The sequence below is a fragment of the Methylobacterium sp. 142-1Y genome (assembly GCF_057747795.1).
On sequence record NZ_CM173224.1, the window covers coordinates 2,166,849 to 2,184,105 of the forward strand.

17 protein-coding genes are annotated in these 17,257 nt (G+C 64.4%); 12 read left to right on the plus strand and 5 right to left on the minus strand.

From position 1 onward, the window contains the following. Positions 1 to 330: 330 nt before the first annotated feature. Both AC3AOF_RS09870 and AC3AOF_RS09875 read right to left on the minus strand, forming a co-directional pair. Positions 331 to 1,539, minus strand: a complete 1,209-nt coding sequence (locus AC3AOF_RS09870) for a T6SS phospholipase effector Tle1-like catalytic domain-containing protein (protein ID WP_488348372.1) — start codon at positions 1,537 to 1,539, stop codon at positions 331 to 333. A 252-nt stretch (positions 1,540 to 1,791) separates the two neighbouring features. Then, positions 1,792 to 2,034: a hypothetical protein gene (locus AC3AOF_RS09875; RefSeq protein WP_488348373.1), complete on the minus strand. Its 243-nt coding sequence runs from the start codon at positions 2,032 to 2,034 to the stop codon at positions 1,792 to 1,794. Between the two features lie 571 nt (positions 2,035 to 2,605). On the opposite strand from AC3AOF_RS09875, the gene AC3AOF_RS09880 reads away from it, so the two are divergent. From AC3AOF_RS09880 to AC3AOF_RS09905, 6 genes are all read left to right on the plus strand, one after another. Further along, entirely contained in the window at positions 2,606 to 3,184 is a 579-nt protein-coding gene (locus AC3AOF_RS09880; RefSeq protein ID WP_488348374.1) for a tyrosine-type recombinase/integrase, read from the plus strand. A 73-nt stretch (positions 3,185 to 3,257) separates the two neighbouring features. Continuing rightward, positions 3,258 to 4,268 (plus strand): helix-turn-helix domain-containing protein, encoded by a 1,011-nt coding sequence (locus AC3AOF_RS09885; RefSeq protein WP_488348375.1) that lies wholly within the window; start codon positions 3,258 to 3,260, stop codon positions 4,266 to 4,268. Positions 4,269 to 4,709: 441 nt separating this feature from the next. Beyond that, positions 4,710 to 5,711: a nucleoid-associated protein gene (locus tag AC3AOF_RS09890; RefSeq protein ID WP_488348376.1), complete on the plus strand. Its 1,002-nt coding sequence runs from the start codon at positions 4,710 to 4,712 to the stop codon at positions 5,709 to 5,711. Between the two features lies 1 nt (position 5,712). Beyond that, positions 5,713 to 7,098 carry a hypothetical protein gene (locus tag AC3AOF_RS09895; RefSeq protein ID WP_488348377.1) on the plus strand — a complete coding sequence of 462 codons (1,386 nt, stop codon included), beginning with the start codon at positions 5,713 to 5,715 and terminating at the stop codon, positions 7,096 to 7,098. Positions 7,099 to 7,497: 399 nt separating this feature from the next. Next, the gene (locus AC3AOF_RS09900; protein WP_488348378.1) at positions 7,498 to 8,793 is read left to right on the plus strand and encodes a flagellin N-terminal helical domain-containing protein; all 1,296 of its coding nucleotides are present in this window, start codon (positions 7,498 to 7,500) and stop codon (positions 8,791 to 8,793) included. 81 nt (positions 8,794 to 8,874) lie between these two features. Further along, positions 8,875 to 9,063, plus strand: a complete 189-nt coding sequence (locus AC3AOF_RS09905) for a hypothetical protein (protein ID WP_488348379.1) — start codon at positions 8,875 to 8,877, stop codon at positions 9,061 to 9,063. 36 nt (positions 9,064 to 9,099) lie between these two features. Here AC3AOF_RS09905 and AC3AOF_RS09910 read toward each other — a convergent pair whose 3' ends face one another. Next, the gene (locus AC3AOF_RS09910) at positions 9,100 to 9,513 is read right to left on the minus strand and encodes a DUF1236 domain-containing protein (RefSeq protein WP_488348380.1); all 414 of its coding nucleotides are present in this window, start codon (positions 9,511 to 9,513) and stop codon (positions 9,100 to 9,102) included. Between the two features lie 246 nt (positions 9,514 to 9,759). On the opposite strand from AC3AOF_RS09910, the gene AC3AOF_RS09915 reads away from it, so the two are divergent. From AC3AOF_RS09915 to AC3AOF_RS09925, 3 genes are read left to right on the plus strand one after another with little or no spacing between them, the layout of a single operon-like run. Next, entirely contained in the window at positions 9,760 to 10,002 is a 243-nt protein-coding gene (locus AC3AOF_RS09915; protein WP_488348381.1) for a hypothetical protein, read from the plus strand. 33 nt (positions 10,003 to 10,035) lie between these two features. Next, positions 10,036 to 10,212 (plus strand): DUF1328 domain-containing protein, encoded by a 177-nt coding sequence (locus AC3AOF_RS09920; RefSeq protein WP_048430991.1) that lies wholly within the window; start codon positions 10,036 to 10,038, stop codon positions 10,210 to 10,212. Positions 10,213 to 10,249: 37 nt separating this feature from the next. Continuing rightward, on the plus strand, positions 10,250 to 10,453 hold the full coding sequence (locus AC3AOF_RS09925; protein WP_427433764.1) for a CsbD family protein: 204 nt from the start codon (positions 10,250 to 10,252) through the stop codon (positions 10,451 to 10,453). A gap of 111 nt (positions 10,454 to 10,564) precedes the next feature. Here the strand turns inward: AC3AOF_RS09925 and AC3AOF_RS09930 are convergent, their stop codons facing one another. Next, complete coding sequence (locus AC3AOF_RS09930; protein ID WP_488348382.1) at positions 10,565 to 13,468, minus strand: PAS domain-containing protein; 2,904 nt, start codon at positions 13,466 to 13,468, stop codon at positions 10,565 to 10,567. A 586-nt stretch (positions 13,469 to 14,054) separates the two neighbouring features. On the opposite strand from AC3AOF_RS09930, the gene AC3AOF_RS09935 reads away from it, so the two are divergent. From AC3AOF_RS09935 to AC3AOF_RS09945, 3 genes are all read left to right on the plus strand, one after another. Further along, positions 14,055 to 14,273 (plus strand): hypothetical protein, encoded by a 219-nt coding sequence (locus tag AC3AOF_RS09935; protein WP_488348383.1) that lies wholly within the window; start codon positions 14,055 to 14,057, stop codon positions 14,271 to 14,273. A 131-nt stretch (positions 14,274 to 14,404) separates the two neighbouring features. Beyond that, positions 14,405 to 16,321 carry a PAS domain S-box protein gene (locus tag AC3AOF_RS09940; protein ID WP_488348384.1) on the plus strand — a complete coding sequence of 639 codons (1,917 nt, stop codon included), beginning with the start codon at positions 14,405 to 14,407 and terminating at the stop codon, positions 16,319 to 16,321. 36 nt (positions 16,322 to 16,357) lie between these two features. After that, positions 16,358 to 16,741 carry a response regulator gene (locus tag AC3AOF_RS09945; RefSeq protein ID WP_427433755.1) on the plus strand — a complete coding sequence of 128 codons (384 nt, stop codon included), beginning with the start codon at positions 16,358 to 16,360 and terminating at the stop codon, positions 16,739 to 16,741. 160 nt (positions 16,742 to 16,901) lie between these two features. On the opposite strand, the gene AC3AOF_RS09950 is transcribed toward AC3AOF_RS09945, so the two are convergent. Further along, entirely contained in the window at positions 16,902 to 17,213 is a 312-nt protein-coding gene (locus tag AC3AOF_RS09950; RefSeq protein WP_232388844.1) for a response regulator, read from the minus strand. Positions 17,214 to 17,257 lie beyond the last annotated feature (44 nt).

Here is a 17,257-nt window from a genome sequence, read left to right on the forward strand (position 1 = left end):
CAAGCCATCGCGCTCCGCGCACAATGCATAATTTCATTGACGGACGAAATTGCGGATTCAAAGCAAATATTAATTTAGCGTAGATTTACTGCGCACCCATTGGCACAACTTAGAAAGAGGCCCTGTATCCATGCAAATCATATAATCAGCGCGTCGTGAAACTATATAGGACGATATATATCTCAATCTTAGAAATCCATCGGAGGATACTCCGCGATGGATACGAAAGGCAGCGCACCCTGGGGCATGATGCGCCGTCTTACTTGGAGTCCACGCCACTCAAGAGCCATCACGTAGTTCCGACGGCCAGTCGGTCGCATGTCCGGTCGGCTATGGGCGAACCGCGGTCCGCGGATCGTGTGCGAGGACAGGACTCATAATGGAGCCGGGCTCGACGCCGTGGCGCTGTGCCCAATCGGCTAGGCCAGCCGGCCGGTACTTCGGATCGCCTCGCCAGCGTTCGAACACCGAGGCGTCGATCGTCTCGTTGACGGTCTCGTCGTGTCCCACCTCCGAGGCCTGCGGCGGTGCGCCGATCACGCGCTGGAACGGCCGGCTCACGAAGCGGTACGCTCCTGACATGAACTCACGGTAGCTGTTAGAGATTGCTGCCTGCCAGGTGTGGAGATCGGGTACGACGTCGGCCCGGAAGCCCAGACCGTGAGCTGACGCCTTGTCCATCAGCCATCGGAGCGGGACCTGGGCCAGCAGATCGCTGCGGCATCCGCCACCGACGTTGGCGTGTGCACCAACGAACCAGCGCTGCTCCACGCTCGTGATCGGCCGGGGAGCCGCCATCGCGCTGGCTGGCACGCCGTCCCGGATCTTCCTCGTCCAGAGCGTCGGCGCGAACGCCTTGCGGTGCTCATCGATTGCCAGCGCATGATACGCATTCTGGATCGATTGGCGGAGGCCCGTGTGGAGGAACTTGTAGCCCGATCGGCTCAAGCCTGGGATCGTCCCGAACGGGACGCCGAGTGCGCCGACCGTATCCCAGACGCCGACCATCTTGATATTGATCGGCATGGCGTAGGTGAGCATCCAGCGCTCCTCGAGCGTGGCGTCCTTGAGCTCACCCGCCTGATCCCAGGTGTGGAGCTTCCAGATCGTACGATCTTCGTTCCCCTGGCGGTACCGCTCGAAGAGCTGGCCGACCCCCAGCGGCGCACCCGGCTTGAGCAAGCCGCAGAGGGCAATGAAGCCGGCAAGGCTCCGCGCCGTATAGGCCCCGCGGCTGAAACCGAAGATGAAGATCTCGTCCCCCGGCTCGTATGTTTCGATGAGCCACTCGTAGGCAGCAGAGACATTTCGGTCGATCCCGACGCCGAAGAGGCCTCCGCGCACCTTCTCGCCGAACGTCGTCCCGACGCCCCGGCTGTAGTAGGCAACCTGGCGCGCACCATCGGCGCTGCGCTCGGCGCACAAGGCCTTCAGCCGCCAGACGTTCGTGTTGTCGCTGACTGTGTTCCAGGTCCCGTCCAGAAACAGGGCTATTCGCTTCTGCCCGGGGGACTCGGGCGGCGCACTTTCGTTCGGCATATTTTGTGACCGCCCAAGGCTTGACGACTTCATTGGACAACGCCTAGCAGTCCATCACGTTGCAAAATTCTTTCGATAGCGCACATTCATCCCAGGGTGCGGATATGAGAGATCTAAATTTATATTTCATCAAATATAATCAACATTCTTCCAGAACGCGCAGCGTATTTATATTTTATGCGTGATATTCTGATGTATAGTGATGTATTATATATTCGGTGTGTTCGACGCTTTTTATCCAGGCTTGCGATTTCACGGCGTGACACAGAGCGCCTCGGCCTCCCGCTGATGAGTGACACCGTCATAGCCAGGACAGCCTGTCAGGGCTCCGTCCCAAATATCGCGGACAATGCAGAGCGCGAGGAGACCAGCTAAGAGCGTAAAGACGGCCCAGACGATAAGCGATGAGGGGCTGTCGCTGGGCAGGTGCGCATCGATCTTGCGCGAGACGGCGATCAAGAGAGAGCGCAGTCGAGATGAGGAGCGTTGCGGCATGGAATGGTCTCGCCATCTTGTGGAGCGGGGTACGACGCTCGTCAGCGCGGCCAGCCGGTGACGATCATTGCGAAGAGGTAGACGAGCAGGATCAGGACGACGCAGACGGCGACGCCCTCCGGTAGGAGTTGGCGATTCATGGGATGGGTCCGGGCTGCGGACCGATGCCCGGCCGCGGGGTGCGTCGCCGTCGCTGCCGGCGGCAGGGCGAATCGCATTCCTGCGATCTGCACGGGTTCGTTCGGCCGGCGCATGCGCGCTACGAAGGTGAGGCCAAGGCGAATCGCAGCAAGAGCCTGATCAGACTCCGCTTTTAGGGATTCGCATTACATGTCGGATGCGCTATGGTCGCCTGCGAATCGCGGAACAGAATTTCCAATTCTGTTTACTTTCTTGAAACTATTGCATTTTTAACATTGCAGAACTGAAGCCAGGCGGAGTACCGGTTTTGCCCAATCCCACCCGTGCCGACGCGCGATGCGCCTCGGGCTGCGGCGTGGAACAGAATTGGAAAAATCGTTCCGCTCTCCGTCGTCGCAGCGATCGGCGGATGCTCTCAGGATCTCTCGCCATGGCCCGCTACGCGTCGGCTCCACCGCTGTCGCTCCATACGGCGTCCGGTCGGCGCAAGTACCTGACACCGCACGAGCGCGTGCGCTTCCTGGGAGCCGCCGCGGCCTCCCCGCCCGAGATCACGACACTCTGCCTCGTCCTTGCCTGGACCGGCTGCCGGATCACCGAGGCCCTACACCTGACCCATGCCGACCTCGACCGGGACGGTGCGATCATCAGCATCCGCAGCCTCAAGAAGCGCCGTTCTGGCGTGGTGCGCGAAGTGCCCGTGCCGGCCTCGGTTATGGCCACTCTCGATCGCATCCACGGGCAGAAGCCCCCCGATACGCTCCTCTGGCCCATCGGCCGCACGACGGCGTGGCGGCACATCAAGGTGGTGATGAAAGAAGCCGGGGTCGGCACGACCGCCGCCTCGCCGAAGGGCTTGCGCCATGGGTTCGGCGTGCACGCGCTTCGCTCTGGCGTACCGCTCAACCTGCTGCAGCGCTGGCTCGGACACGCCGACATCTCAACGACGGCCATCTACGGCGATGTTCTGGGCCCGGAAGAGAGGGAGATTGCCGCCCGGATGTGGTAGCGAGCTGCCGGTGCGATGCACGGCAATGTACCGATGGGCCGCGAAACCGGTCGCAGCCCGCGGGTGCGACGCCGTGCTGATCCTCGAGCACCGCTTCGCGCACATCCCGCAAGAGGGCCGTCGCGGCCGCGCCTGGCTTGCCAGCCTCCCTCCCCTCTACGAGGGTCGTCTCGCGGACGGCGCGACCGTTTCGTTGCACGCATCGCTGCGCTACTACCACCTCGGCGACATCGTCCTCGCCGTTGAAGATGGCCCAGCCCAGGTCATCGAGCGCACGCCGCACATCATCTCGACGCAGGCGCTCGATCACCTCGTCCTGCGCACGCATGCGAGCGGTCGCGCGTACGTCACCGCCCATGCGCAGACTGCAGAGGCAGCCTCCGGGGATCTCCTCTTGATCGATCTGGCACGGCCGATCAGCATCGCGATGCCGCCTGTGGTCGGAGTCGCCGTCGTCGTACCCCGACGGCTCCTTGCGAACGGCCGCGGCGCAAGCGGCCTCCTGAGCCGGCACGTCCTCGAGGCGGACCGTGATCCGCTGATCCGCCTCCTTGCCGGTCATCTCATCCATCTTGCCGACGTACTCGCTGCAGCCACGGACGCACAAGTTGCCGAACTTGTGCAGGCGACGGTCGCCCTCTGCCGTGCCATAGACACAGCTGGAGAGCCCGCAGCACCAGGATCAGCTGAGGGCGCGAGGGACACCGCAAGCCCGACGGTCCTGGCCGTACGCCGTTATATCGAGGAGCACCTAGATCGCGTCGATGTCCCCGGACTGATGGAGCATTTCGGCTTGTCGCGTCGCTCGCTCTACCGGTTGTTCGAGGGAACGGGCGGGGTCCAAGCCTGCATCCGCGATTGCCGCCTCGCCTTCGCGATGCGTGCACTCCGGCAGTCTCCTACGGCGCGCCGCCCGAAGCTCGCCCGTCTGGCCCACGACTGCGGCATCGGTGATCCTCGCGTGTTCAGCCGCGCCTTTCGTCGGCGGTACGGCATGTCGCCGACGGAGGTCGAACCAGGATCGACGCCGGCCTTTCCCCATCGACCGGACACAGGCCTTCTGGGCTGGCTGCGTACGCTGTAGGGTTGCAATCGATCGGCTTGATCGCATGGGAATCCGCTCGCGGCCCATTCCGGGCATCAGGCATGTCTGCTTGTGGGTGGCCAGCCCGCAAATATGAACCTTCGGCGGGTTTGACTGGGGGCGTTGAGCTCCACCGCAGCTTGTCGCCCTTTTGGCGAACTACGAGGGGTTCGCTCGAGTGCCCTTTGTAGACCGTTGCGCATTGGCGTAGCGAGCACGCCGCTGCCAACCCACCCTTGTTCTTGTTTCGTTCGCAATATATAACAGCGGGGGCACGTGGGATGAGGGGTCAGCGCTCTGCACGGTCCAACTCACCCCGAAAGGAGTTCGGGACAGGGAGCGGCAATCGTATCGTCTGGGTTGTCAGCAGCCTTGCGCCAAGCCAGTCTCGGCCGCAGTGAACGACAACTGAGGTCGTTTCATTCGCCGTTGGGAGGGCAGGTGACAAACACTATTATCCGTGTCGCGATCCACGACCTGACCAAAACCCAGGGGGTTTTCGTCGTTAAGCACGGAAAAAGCGATCTAAAAGTTACTCAGACGATGCAGCGCGTGATCGACGATCTCACCGCTCTCTACGCCAAGCGGACCTCGAAAACTTACGGAAAATTCGCGGTCGATGAAGATCGATTTCCGACCGAGAAGCACCTAAGCGCCTACCTCGACGTCCAGCCCAATGACTTCACGACGCTGACGCACAAAATGATGGAAACGCTGAAAGCTCAGGCGGGCTACAAGGGCGCTGCCACGGGCGGCCACGTCTTCTTCGCTCACTTTGAGCGCGAAGAACGGCAGTACCTCCTCATCGCCATCGTCAACGAGAAGCTCGGCGCGTCGATGACGAGCGACCTCGATGTCCAGGATGTCCGCCATCTCGACATGGACGGTTTTCGCTTCGCGGGCCGCATCAACATGACCGGCTGGGCCAACGGCGAGGAGCGCTATATCGGCTTCTTGAAGGGCAAGCGGGAGGTCTCCGAGTACTTCAAGGAATTCCTCGGCTGTGACACCACGGTCCAGAACCGCCGCGACACGGCCGAGCTCGTCCAGGCGCTGATGGTATTCGCCACAGATGAAGGCATGGACACCCCGAGCAAGGACGATTTCCTCGCCCGCGCGAAAACCATTTGCGAGCGTTCGGCCAAGGCTCAGGAGGAACTCAGCTTCGAGGCGCTGGCCAACGAACTCAGCCCGCAGGATCCCGAGAGGCTGATGACCGTTCTGGCCGATCCCGATCTGCGCCTCAACGACGGCTTCGTGCCTGATCGCCGCGCCCTCGGACCGCTGATCAAATTCAAGGGCAAGACCCCGACCTGGAGCATTGAGTTCAATCGCGACGCGATCACCCGCGGAAATGTGCGGTTCAACGCTGAGGACAACACACTCACGTTGACCGGCCTGCCCGAGGATCTCACAGCGCAGCTGCGCGCTGAGTACAGCTAAGATGGCTGGGATCACATTCGACCAGCTAAAACTGCTGTATCGTCATATCGCCTTCGATCAGAACGGCGATCAAGGAAGACTGTCGATTGCGACTACAGAAATCCTGGAGATCATCCAACTCATCGAAGATAACCAGGATGTCGCTGCTGACGCAGACATCGTGGTGCTCGACGACGACGCGCTTCAAGTCGGTCAGATCGTATCAGTCCGCGTCGGCCCGCCCCGGACTGCGCTCGGCTCCCTCGTTCGCGACTTCGATGGGCTGCTCGATACCCCGGAAGCGCGGGTCAAAGAACCGCGCGCCTACTTCGTCATCGACGGCGGTATCACACCCGAAATCGATCCCTGTCCCGAGCGCTTGGCAACCTATCGCAAGGTCCTCGAGTTCACGAAGCTCGTCGGCGAAGCAGCGGCCTATGTCGATCAATTCAAAAGGGAATTGATCTTCATCAAGGAGGGCAAGTTCAGCGTTCCGCTGGTGTATAAGGCCGCTGACTTGGACCGTGTGAGCGTCTCCGACGCCGACGCCATTCTCAGCGCGTGCGCCGACAAGATCCACCGAGACCAGAAGCTCGCGATCCTCGCCGAAGCCGTTATCGGGATCTGCGCGTCTCAGCCGGTCGCAGTCCGGTTTCGCTACCTCATCGCGAACCTCGGTTCAGTGAACGAGGAAGTTCGCAACGGCTATCAGCTGTTCGCGTCCAGCTTCTCTTACTCTAAGATCCGCAACGAGGTCGAAGCCGCGCGCATCGACTATCTCAACAAGATCCATAAAACGATTATCGATATTCAGACGCAGTTGCTTGGTATCCCGGTCACGACGGTCATCGTCGCCTCGCAGCTGAAAGTCACATCCGCCTGCGGCGTCGAGTTCTGGACCAACTTCGCCGTCGTCATGGGAGCGTGGATCTTCGTCGCGCTCTTGGCGATCGCCATCGGAAATCAATGGGCAACGCTGGCGTCCATCTCCGACGATATCGCGCGCCAAAAAACCAAGTTTGAGCGGGACTTTGCGGCGCTCAGCGATCAGTTCGATACGATTTTCGTCACCCTCGCCGGTCGGATCAAATGGCAGCGAAGGTTTCTGGGGTTTGTTGGCCTGCTCGCAGTCGTCGGGGCAGCGGTGGCCACATTCGTTGCGTATCGAGTGACCAACATCCCGTACATGAGCTGTTGGTCGAGTGAGGTCTCGGCGGCCGCACCAACACCGATCCCGCCGGCTGTGACGCCTGTCGCACCGGCTCCGCCGCCTCCGTCGCCTGTCTCGCCAGCCAACACACCGACGAACGTGTCGCCGCCTAAGCAAAGCCCGCCACCCGATCCGGCTCCGCCAACGCCCGCCAAGCCGAGAATGGCTCCCACGCCGCAGGCCCACCCGCAGCCGTAAGTGGTTTGCGCTGTCAGAAGCGCCAGTGGAGGAGAGGACACTACGTGTCCCCGCAGTTCGGCTGATCGGTTGGTAGAACCGATCGCATAGGAGCAGCCCGCTCCAGGGGCCGACACGGCGACGGTCATCCAAAATTGAATGTCCGCTACTGGCGCGATCCTGCCGCTCGGCACCCGCCCCATTCTTAGCAGCCAGTCGCAGGGTCAAGCTGACTACACTTTGACCCTAGCCGTACCAGGCCGCACGGCGCAGCCCTTGGCACACGGTGTGCGCCAATTGGCACGACGCATCCGCGACGAGATCCGATCGTGAAGAAATCTTACCCGGTCGGCTGACGCATCAGAGCCGAAAATCCTCGTGTCTTCGCGATCCCCGCGAGCACATCGGGAAGTCTCGTCCATGCCGTCGTCCGTCACGCTCTCCGCCGCGACCCGCCAGAACCTGCTCTCGCTGCAGGACACCGCCGCCCTCGCGGCGACCAACCAGAACCACCTCTCGACCGGCAAGCGCGTCGCTAACGCGCTGGACAACCCGGTGAACTTCTTCCAGGCCCAGGGCCTGTCGGACCGCGCGAACGCCCTCACCAACCTGCTCGACGGTATCTCGAACGGCATCCAGACCATCCAGGCGGCGTCGAAGGGCGTCGACGCGGCGTCGTCGATCGTCAAGCAGATGCAGTCGGTCGTGTCGCAGATGCAGTCGAACGCTGCCACCAACCTGCCGAAGCTCCAGGGCACCGCCGTCCTCGGCACCGCTGCCGAGTCGACCGCGACCGGAAAGAGCCAGCGCGACGTCGCTGCCGCGAAGACCGTGATCGGCACTGCGAGCGCGGCGACCGGCACCGCCGCCGGCAACGTCGGTCTCGACACCACCAAGGTCGACACCCTGCAGCTCACCGCCGGCAGCACCGTCTACAACCTGTCGATCAAGACCACCGACACCGTCAACGACCTCGTCAACGGCATCAACCGGTCGGGCGTCGCGACCGCCTCGATCGACTCGCAGGGCCAGCTCCAGATCACCGGCACCGGCTCCGACGCCCTGACGGTCCAGGCCGGCAAGATCACCGCCGGCACCGGCGCGATCACCGCCGACGCGACCGAGCTCGCCAAGCTCACCGGCGGCGCGGTCGCGACCGCGGCGGGCGGCACCTCGGCCCAGCGCTCGGCCCTCGTCAACCAGTTCAACAACCTGCGCACCCAGCTCGACCAGGCGGTCAAGGACGCCGGCTTCAACGGCACCAACCTCCTGAACGGCGACGCGATGACGGTCTCCTTCAACGAGAAGACTGGAGGCGCGGCCTCGAAGCTCCAGATCCAGAACAGCGCGATCAACTCGCTGAACCTCGGCATCGGCACCGCCACGGACTCGGCCACCGCGCAGGCCGGCGCGAACTTCGGCGTCCAGAACAACGCCGACCTCGGCGATGCCGCCGACGCACTCACCAACGCGCTGACGACCCTGAAGTCGACCTCCTCGACGCTGGGCTCGAACCTGTCGGTGATACAGACCCGGCAGGACTTCACGAAGCAGATCGTCGACGTCCTCGACACCGGCGCGGCGAACCTGACCAACGCCGACATGAACGAGGAGGCGGCCGTCTCCCAGGCCCTGTCGACCCGCCAGTCGCTGTCAATCTCGGCGCTCTCGCTCGCCAACCAGGCCCAGCAGGGCATCCTGCAGCTGCTGCGCTAGGCGGCCGAGGCGGCGCGGGACGAATGACGGCGACCCGAGCCGCGTCGAAAATGTCCGTCATCCTGCTACACGAGGTTCCCGATGGACCTCGGTATCGATGAAGACAAGCCCGGCAATCAATCCTTACCGGATATCGGGCATGGCGCACAGCAGGCGAGCGGCAACGCGACCGCTCGCCTGCTAGAATTCGAAATTATATTTTATAAGGCTGCTTTTATGACCAGATACGACGTGATAACTTGCCGAATTCCAGCGCAATCCGATTCTTGAGCCTGGAACGCTGGTACGGACCTCTCAAACGCGATGCTACTCGATCACGTCGACGATGCGACGGGTCTGCGGGTCGACGAGGACAGGACGCTCATTGACGATGGTGTAGCGGTGGCCGCTGACGCCGTATTCGGCTGGCACCTCATAGTAGGTGACGCCCGACGACGGCAGCACAGTGCCAATCCGGACATCTCCGTCATAGGTATAGGAAGGATGACGCTCCCGCACGACATAGCTACGGAAGCGCGGGCGCGTATCGATGCCCAGTATGCCGTTGACAGCCCCTGTCGCGGCTCCGACGGCTCCGCCCACGATCGCACCGAGCGGGCCGGCTGCGGCGCTACCATCCGCCGCCCCTTCCTGAGCGCCGCGCACGAGGCCTTGAGCCTGGGCGGCCGCGGGTATGGCCAGTGCGAGCAGTGCGGCGGCGGCAAGGGCTTTGATCGTCATGATGGGGATCCCAATCTGCATGTGGCCGCTCAAGCGTGGCGGTTATCGGGGCGTCAACGCTCAAGCTTGACCCTGGGATGCACCCGGGTGACGTAAAATTGCGGACCGGCGGCGAGGCATCGGAGCGCACCGCGATGCAGTGCCATTCGGCGAGGTTCCGCTCCGCGCCTCTGAAAAATTTCCGGAACTGCGCTCCGAGCTTGGCCGTTCTCAGCACATCAGACAGTCAAGTTTCGGATTGCTGCCATGAAGACCGCCCTCCTCTCCGCGATGCTTGCCGCAGCTGTGTCCCTCGCGGGCTCCGCTGCGGCGTCGGCCGAGCCGAGTGCGGTGGTCTATCTCGGCGATACCGGGCTGCGACTTCCCGTTAGCGCGCTGGCCGCACCGGAGGCTCCGCCCGCCACGGTTCAGGCCGCGCCGGCAACCCAGCACGCCGCCCCGCCCCGCAAGGTGCGGGTGGTGCTTGCCTCACCCTTCACGGTCCGCTGACGGGCGTTTCCTCATACCTGCGAGTGTCCCATCATGATGTCCTGGGCCGTTACCTTTCTGGTCGTGGCGTTGGTCGCCGCCCTCTTCGGCTTCGGCGGGATCGCCGGCACGGCGATGGAAGCCGCCAAGCTGGTTTTCTTCGTGGCGATCGTCCTGTTCGCGATCTCCGCAGTCGTCGGCCTGATGCGAGGCCGCGCCCCGCGCGTCTGATGCAATCCCCGTTCCCTCAAGTCGCAGGAGCATTCCGATGAGCAGCACCACCGACAAGATCAAGGGCCTGGCCAACGAGGCGGTCGGCAACGTGAAGCAGGGCATCGGCAGCGCCACCGGCAACGAGAAGCTGCAGGCCGAGGGCAAGGCCCAGGAGCTGAAGGGCGAAGCTCAGAAGACCACTGGTGACGTCAAGGACGGCATCAAGAATGCCGCCGACACGGTGAAGAGCAAGCTCTGACGCGCCACTCAGGCAGACTGAAGCGAGCCGCCCCACACGGGGCGGCTTTTTTATTTGTGTGGGCCACCGGAACGGGAGTCGCGAGCCTACCCGCTGGATGAGCGTCGGCTCTTAACGGCGGCGCTGGTGGCTATGGATGAGACGGCGTAGCATCCTTGAGAGCTGGTCGGCCGAGTAGGGTTTGTGCAGCAAGTCGAACCCGTGCGTGCCGTTCTGCGCGAGCACGTGGCTGTAGCCCGAGGCCAGCAGTACCGGCATCGTCGGCAGGCGGCGGCGCAGCTCTTCAGCCAGGGCAATGCCGCCCATCCCGGGCATCACGACGTCCGAAAACACCACGTCGAACCCGTCGCCGTCGGAGCCGAGCCGTTCCAACGCAGCTTCGGCGTTCGCCGCCCATTCGGTCCGATAGCCCAGGTCCTCGAGGATCTGGGTGGCGAACTTGCCGACCTCGATATTGTCCTCGACCACCAGCACGCGCAAGCCACGCCCATCGGGTGCAGGCCCGGTCTCCTCGATATCGCTTACCGGATCCATCGGAGCGGCGACCTCGGGTAGGTAGAGCGCGAACGTCGTGCCTTCGCCGACCACGCTCTGGACGCTCACGTCGCCGCCCGACTGCTTGGCGAACCCGAACACCTGCGACAGCCCAAGCCCCGTGCCCTTGCCCACTTCCTTGGTCGTGAAGAACGGCTCGAAGATCCTGGTCAGGTCCGCCTCGGCGATCCCGCTGCCGGTGTCGCTCAGCTCGATCTTGGCAAACGGGCCGGGACCACCCCCGTGGCCGCGGATCGGCGGCATCGGCAGGCCGCATGTCAGCCGCAGGGTCAGCGTGCCCTCGCCCTCCATGGCGTCGCGGGCGTTGACCGCCATGTTGACCAGCGCGGTCTCGAACTGGCTCACATCGGCTTCCATGAAGCAGGGGTGTTCCGGCAGTTCGGTCACCACCCGCACGCGGGCACCGGTCACGGTGTCGAGCATGTCGGCAACACCGCGCAGGCGCTCGCCGACGCTCACCACCTCCGGCTTGAGCGCCTGACGGCGGGCGAACGCCAGCAACTGTCCGGTCAGCTTGGCGGCGCGCTCGACCGTGTCGGAGACGGCATCCATGTACCGCTTGCGCCGCTCCTCAGGGAGGTTCGGCCGACGCAGGAAGTCCACCGACGAGCGGATGATGGTCAGCAGGTTGTTGAAGTCGTGCGCGACGCCTCCCGTGAGCTGGCCCACGGCTTCCATCTTCTGCGACTGGCGCAACGCCTCCGCGGTCGCCTCCAGCGCCTGAGATTGCTCCTTTTCCGCTGTGATGTCGCGGCCGGTCGCATAAGTCATCTGGCCCGCCGGGGCCGCCGACCAGGAGATCCAGCGCACCGAGCCGTCCTTGTGGCGGTAGCGGTTCACGACCCGAGGCTGCCCGCCCTCGGCTGCGTAGGTATAGGCTTCGGTCGTTTCAGTATGGTCCGCCGGCACGACGAACTCGTTGACGTGGTGACCGACGAGTTCGTCGGGAGCGTAGCCGAGCAAGCGCGTCCACGCAGGATTGACCCGCTGGAACACCCCGTCGAAGTCGATCACCAGCATCAGGTCCGGCGAGGTCTCCCACATCCGGTCGCGTTCGATGGTCCGCTCCGCCACCTCGTGCGCCAGCGTATCGGCCCGGGCGGCCAGCAAGGCCGCGGCATCGCGCAGGTCGGTCACGTCCTGCACGAACACGTAGAACCCATCGACGCTGCCGCTGGCATCGCGGCGGGGGGTGTAGCGGATGGCTGCGATGCGTCGCCGCCCATCTGCCCAAGGCCAATCGAGATCCATCTCGACCACCTCGCCGCCAAGGGCCCGATCGATCCCCTCGCGGCGGAGCGCAAGGCCGTCCTCGCCGACGAGATCGAGGACCGTTCGCCCCAGCACGGTCTCCGGGGGACGCCCGAACCATGCCTGGTATGCGGCATTAGCGAAGCGGTAGGTGAGCGAGCGGTCGATGAACGCAACGAGCACCGGCAGTGCGTCGGCAACCAGCCGCAGCTCCGCCTCACTCGCTCTGAGGGCGGTTTCCGCCTGCTTGCGGGCGGTTGCCGTGCGGATCCGTGCAGCCACCTCGCGGATGAACACCAACTCGTCGTTGGTCCACGTGCGCGGTGTGGCGCTGCAGACGAACAGCAGCGACACGAGGCGGCCGTGCTCGACCACCGGCGTATTGACGAACGCCCGGGCGCTGATCGCCTCCAGGGCGTCGGCACGGGCGATGGTGCGCGGGTCGGTGCGGGCATCGCCGACGACGACCGTTTCGCCCCTCTTGATGTCCTCGATGTGGGAGCCGAAGTCGCTGAACCTGTGCGTGCCCGCAATGGAATGTGCGTCGCCGCTGGTCCAATCACGCTCGACGTCGATGGTTTCGGCCTCGCGATCGACCAACCCGTAGCCGACGAGCTGAACGTCGAGCGCCCGGCCGAGGATGCCGATCGCCACGTCGGCGAGGCTGGCGGCGTCGTGGTCGTGCTCGGCAAGTTGGTCGCTCAGTTCGAGCAGCGCCTGGCGACGATGCTCGCCTGCGCGGAGGGCCACCCCAGCCAGATGCTCGCCGGTGCGGTCGCGCATGATCTTGACGAAGCCGATATGCCGGTCCTCCTCGTCACGCAGCGGCATCATCTCGCCGGAAGCCCAGAACCGCTCCTCACCCTGTTTGAGGTGCCAGCGTTCGTCCTGGGCGCGCCCGTTCTTGAGGGCGGTTTCCATCTCGTAGGTGACCCGGCCGTTGGCACGGTCCTCGGGCGTGAAGAAGCGCGCAGCGTCCTGCCCACGCATCTCCTCGGCGGTCCAGCCCATGACGTGCTCGGAGCCGCTGTTCCAGCCGGTGATAGTCCCCTCGCGATCCGTGACGACAATCGCGAAATCCAAGGTGCTCTCGAACACCGCGTTCTGCCGAGCCGCATCCATGCTGCCGCTGCGAGCCCGTTCGCGCAGTCGCCGCACCTCGGCTTCCAGTTCCTCTCGCGAGAGGAGGCTCACCTCACGTTCCGGCACGCCACACCCTTCCTCGAACCTAAGTCACTGCGAGAACGGAGAAATCAGTGCCGCTCTCGAACGCTCCAATCAGGCCTGAATTGATTGGTGCGCGACCGAATCGTATGCGTTATGCCACAAACTTGCGAGTCGTGAGCCCTCGCCTCCACGCTTCGGGACCGGCACCGGAGCGCGCTTGAGTTCGGATGCACAGATCGTTGAAAATGGCTCGTCCGCCACAGCAAGGCCATTTACTATAGATCTGATCCGCATTGATGGATGGCGCAGGGCCGACATTCAGAGATGTCGTCGAGCAATATTTTGCGATTGCGTAGATCGATCGGCTGATGCCGTGAGATCAAAACTCGTACGATGTTCGTGTTGCGCGTGGCTGATGCGCGCGTAACTTCAATCATATTGAACGATCTTGGGCATCACGAAGCGCAACGCTTGACGCGTGCACCTTTCACCCGTTTGTGATGGGTCCAATCGCCCCGCGTTGTCGTGACCGAATGGCCGACAGGCGACGGCTGCAGCGAACCTTGGCCGTTGTGGCGCGTTGATGGTTGCCGTCCGTTCATGGGACGGTCGAGCGACGACGAGACCGATGCCCCGGAATACACTGCTCCAGACGATCGACGTGGAAATCGTCGCCGCGGAGCACCGCACCGAGACTCACGCTCAGACAGTGCGGGCCCTTCTCGCCGTCGGTGAAAGTAGCGTCGAGGCAGAGCAGGCGCTCTATCTCGAACTCGATCGTCTCACGCTCCTGCGTGATCGTCAGTGGAACTTTCGCTCGATGCAGGATCTTCTCTCGGCTGCTTGAAACAGAGGGCCGGAACTGGCGAAGGAGATGCCCTCTTGAGGGCCAGAGCATCACTTTGCATTGTGCGTGATAAAATTGCGAGACGACCACCCCTGCCCTGGGCTACAAGGCAGGGGTGAGAAGCGCCCTGTATGATATCTGACCTGTTCCCGTCCGCCCTCGTGCGAGACGCCGCCCGCCTCGGTTCGCTCGCAGGCCTCAACCTGCTCGACACGCCGCCCGAGACCGAGTTCGAGGACATCGTGCATCTGGCCTCGACCGTGTGCGAGACGCCGGTGGCGCTGGTCAGCCTCGTGGCGGGAGATCGCCAGTGGTTCAAGGCTCGGGTCGGCTTTCCGCCGTGCGAGACCGCCCTCAACGCCTCGGTCTGCGCCTACACGCTGGCCGAGCCGGACCTGCTCACGATCCCCGACCTGACGGCGGATCCGCGCACGCGCGACAACCCGCTGGTCACGGGGGAGCCGTTCATCCGCTTCTATGCCGGTACCCCCTTGCGCGCGCCCGACGGGCAAGTGCTCGGCAGCCTCTGCGTGATCGACCACACGCCGCGGCCGAAGGGCCTGTCGATCCGGCAGGCGGATGGGCTCCGGCGGTTGGCGCGGCAGGTGACGAACGTGCTGCGCGAGCGCCAGCTCAACGTGGAGATGCGGGCCGCGCGTGACGCCCTGCGGGTGTCCGAGGAGCGGCTGGCGTTGGCGTTCGCGGCGGCGGGCAGCCTCGGCTGGTGGGATTGGGACATCCCCGCCGACTGCGTCTATGCCGGGGAGCGGTTCTCCGACATGTACGGCATCGACCCTGCCCTCGCCGCGCAGGGTGCGCCGCTGACCGCTTTCGTCGAGGGCATCCACCCGGACGACCGCTCGTGGGTCGGCGAGCGCATCCAGCAGGTCGTCGCGACGGCAGGCGAGTTCAGCGAGGAGTATCGCCTGCGCCACGCCGATGGCAGTGTGACGTGGGTCCTCGCCAGGGGACGATGCTTCCACGATGGCGATGGCAAACCGCTGCGCTTCCCCGGCGTCGTCGTCGATATCACCGCCCGCAAAGCCGCGGATGCCGCACGCTTCGCCGGCGAGGCGCGGCTGAAGTCGATCATGGAGACCGTGCCAGTCGGAATCCTGCTGGCCGAAGCCCCCTCCGGGCGCATCCTCATGGGCAACCGGCGGCTGGCCGAAATCCTCGGCCACACCACCCTCTACGCCTCGTCCAGCAACGCCTACGGTGAGTTCGTCGCCTACCACGACGACGGCAGGCTGGTAGAAGCGCAGGAGTACCCGCTGGCGCAGATCTGCGGCGGCCAGTGCAAGCGGGCCGCCATCGAGGTGCTGTACCAGCGTCCAGACGGTGAGCGGCGCTGGATCGCGATCTCCGGCGAGGCGATCGAGGACGAGCAGGGCGCGACGGTCGGCGCGGTGGTCGCCGTCAGCGACATCGGCGACCGCAAGGCGGCGGAAGCGCAGCAGGACATCCTCAACCGCGAGCTGTCGCATCGGCTGAAGAACACCCTGACGCTGGTTCAGTCGATCGCCTCGCAGACCCTGCGCAACGCCCCCAGCCTCGACGCCGCCCGCGATGCCCTCGCCGCGCGGCTGATCGTGCTCGGCAAGGCGCACGACATCCTGCTGGCTGGGCGGACCGACAGCGCCAGCGTCGACCGGGTGGTGCAGGAGGCGTTGAGCCTGCACGACGACACCGGCCGACGCTTCCGGGTCCGCGGCCCGAGCCTGTTCGTCGGTCCCTCGGCGGCGCTCTCGCTCGGGCTGATGCTGCACGAACTGGCGACCAACGCCGTGAAATACGGGGCGCTCTCAGTGCCGACCGGCTGCGTGACCGTCGACTGGACGGTGGACGGCACGGGCGCGGCAGCCGAGTTCCGGCTGGATTGGCGCGAGCAGGGCGGCCCGCCTGTGACGCCACCGACCCGCCGGGGGTTCGGCTCGCGGCTGATCCAGCGTGGCCTCGCCGGAGGTGATGTGGCCCTGCACTACGCCGTCGAGGGGGTGCAATGCACCTTGAGCGCCCCGCTCGCGGGATTGCGCGTCGACGTTTGATCCACACGGCCGCGGATTTTGTGAGAAGGACGTCTGATGACCCTGAAGCCCGGCGCAGTGGCCCTCGTGGCCGAGGACGAGCCGCTGGTGCGAATGGAGGCCGCCGACGTGCTCGGGGATGCTGGGTTCGACGTGCTCGAGGCCAGTACGACTCCGGCGGCGCTTGCCTACCTTGAGATGCACCCGGAGATCACGCTGCTGTTCACCGACGTGGTGATGCCGGGCCCGATCGATGGGCTGGCGCTGGCTCACGAGGTTCGGCGGCGGTGGCCCGGGGTAAAGATCATCATCGCTTCGGGTCGGATCACGCCCGATCCCGCGCAACTGCCGGACGGAGCGCGTTTCCTGGAGAAGCCGTACTCTGCCAACGGCCTCGCTCGGGTAGTCCGCGAGTTGGGTCTGCGTTTGGCAACGGAATGAGGTCGAAGCGACGATACGTGGTGCTGTGATGCCGGCGCACGACTTTCGCCCTAAGCTCCCGAATCCGACAGGAGGGTGGAACAGCACTCATCGGCACCGATGCACGCAGGACCGATGAGGCAGCCTTGTCGCTCCGCGCGACCATCGACCCTGAGAGGGACTATTCGGCAAACCGTCGAAGCGTCGCCTCGATCTTGCGTCGGTCGAACGGCTTGCCGAGCACAATCCCGCGCGAGGGGATCTGAGCAGGGTCCCACGGTTGCGAGGAGACCATCAGGAGTTCGATCGGCGGCCAACGATCGCGGATGAGCAGCGCCAGCTCCATTCCGGCCGTCGAGCCGCGCATGTCGAGGTCGGTGAACACCGTACGGATGTCGGTCCGGGCCTCCAGGATCTGGATCGCCTCGATGATGCTGCTGGCCTCGACGGCTTCGCAGCCCGCGTTCTCGACGAACTCGGTCAGCGCCATCATCAGGATCGGGTCGTCCTCGACGACGAGAACCCGTGGCAAGGTCG

Bases quoted from the DNA above. Each gene is read 5' to 3' on its own strand.
- AC3AOF_RS09950 (WP_232388844.1), bottom strand. From the start codon at position 17,213: ATGATGGCGCTGACCGAGTTCGTCGAGAACGCGGGCTGCGAAGCCGTC.
- AC3AOF_RS09875 (WP_488348373.1), bottom strand. From the start codon at position 2,034: ATGCCGCAACGCTCCTCATCTCGACTGCGCTCTCTCTTGATCGCCGTC.
- AC3AOF_RS09945 (WP_427433755.1), top strand. From the start codon at position 16,358: ATGACCCTGAAGCCCGGCGCAGTGGCCCTCGTGGCCGAGGACGAGCCG.
- AC3AOF_RS09910 (WP_488348380.1), bottom strand. From the start codon at position 9,513: ATGACGATCAAAGCCCTTGCCGCCGCCGCACTGCTCGCACTGGCCATA.
- AC3AOF_RS09925 (WP_427433764.1), top strand. From the start codon at position 10,250: ATGAGCAGCACCACCGACAAGATCAAGGGCCTGGCCAACGAGGCGGTC.
- AC3AOF_RS09905 (WP_488348379.1), top strand. From the start codon at position 8,875: ATGGACCTCGGTATCGATGAAGACAAGCCCGGCAATCAATCCTTACCG.
- AC3AOF_RS09915 (WP_488348381.1), top strand. From the start codon at position 9,760: ATGAAGACCGCCCTCCTCTCCGCGATGCTTGCCGCAGCTGTGTCCCTC.
- AC3AOF_RS09880 (WP_488348374.1), top strand. From the start codon at position 2,606: ATGGCCCGCTACGCGTCGGCTCCACCGCTGTCGCTCCATACGGCGTCC.
- AC3AOF_RS09900 (WP_488348378.1), top strand. From the start codon at position 7,498: ATGCCGTCGTCCGTCACGCTCTCCGCCGCGACCCGCCAGAACCTGCTC.
- AC3AOF_RS09870 (WP_488348372.1), bottom strand. From the start codon at position 1,539: ATGCCGAACGAAAGTGCGCCGCCCGAGTCCCCCGGGCAGAAGCGAATA.
- AC3AOF_RS09895 (WP_488348377.1), top strand. From the start codon at position 5,713: ATGGCTGGGATCACATTCGACCAGCTAAAACTGCTGTATCGTCATATC.
- AC3AOF_RS09935 (WP_488348383.1), top strand. From the start codon at position 14,055: ATGCCCCGGAATACACTGCTCCAGACGATCGACGTGGAAATCGTCGCC.
- AC3AOF_RS09940 (WP_488348384.1), top strand. From the start codon at position 14,405: ATGATATCTGACCTGTTCCCGTCCGCCCTCGTGCGAGACGCCGCCCGC.
- AC3AOF_RS09920 (WP_048430991.1), top strand. From the start codon at position 10,036: ATGATGTCCTGGGCCGTTACCTTTCTGGTCGTGGCGTTGGTCGCCGCC.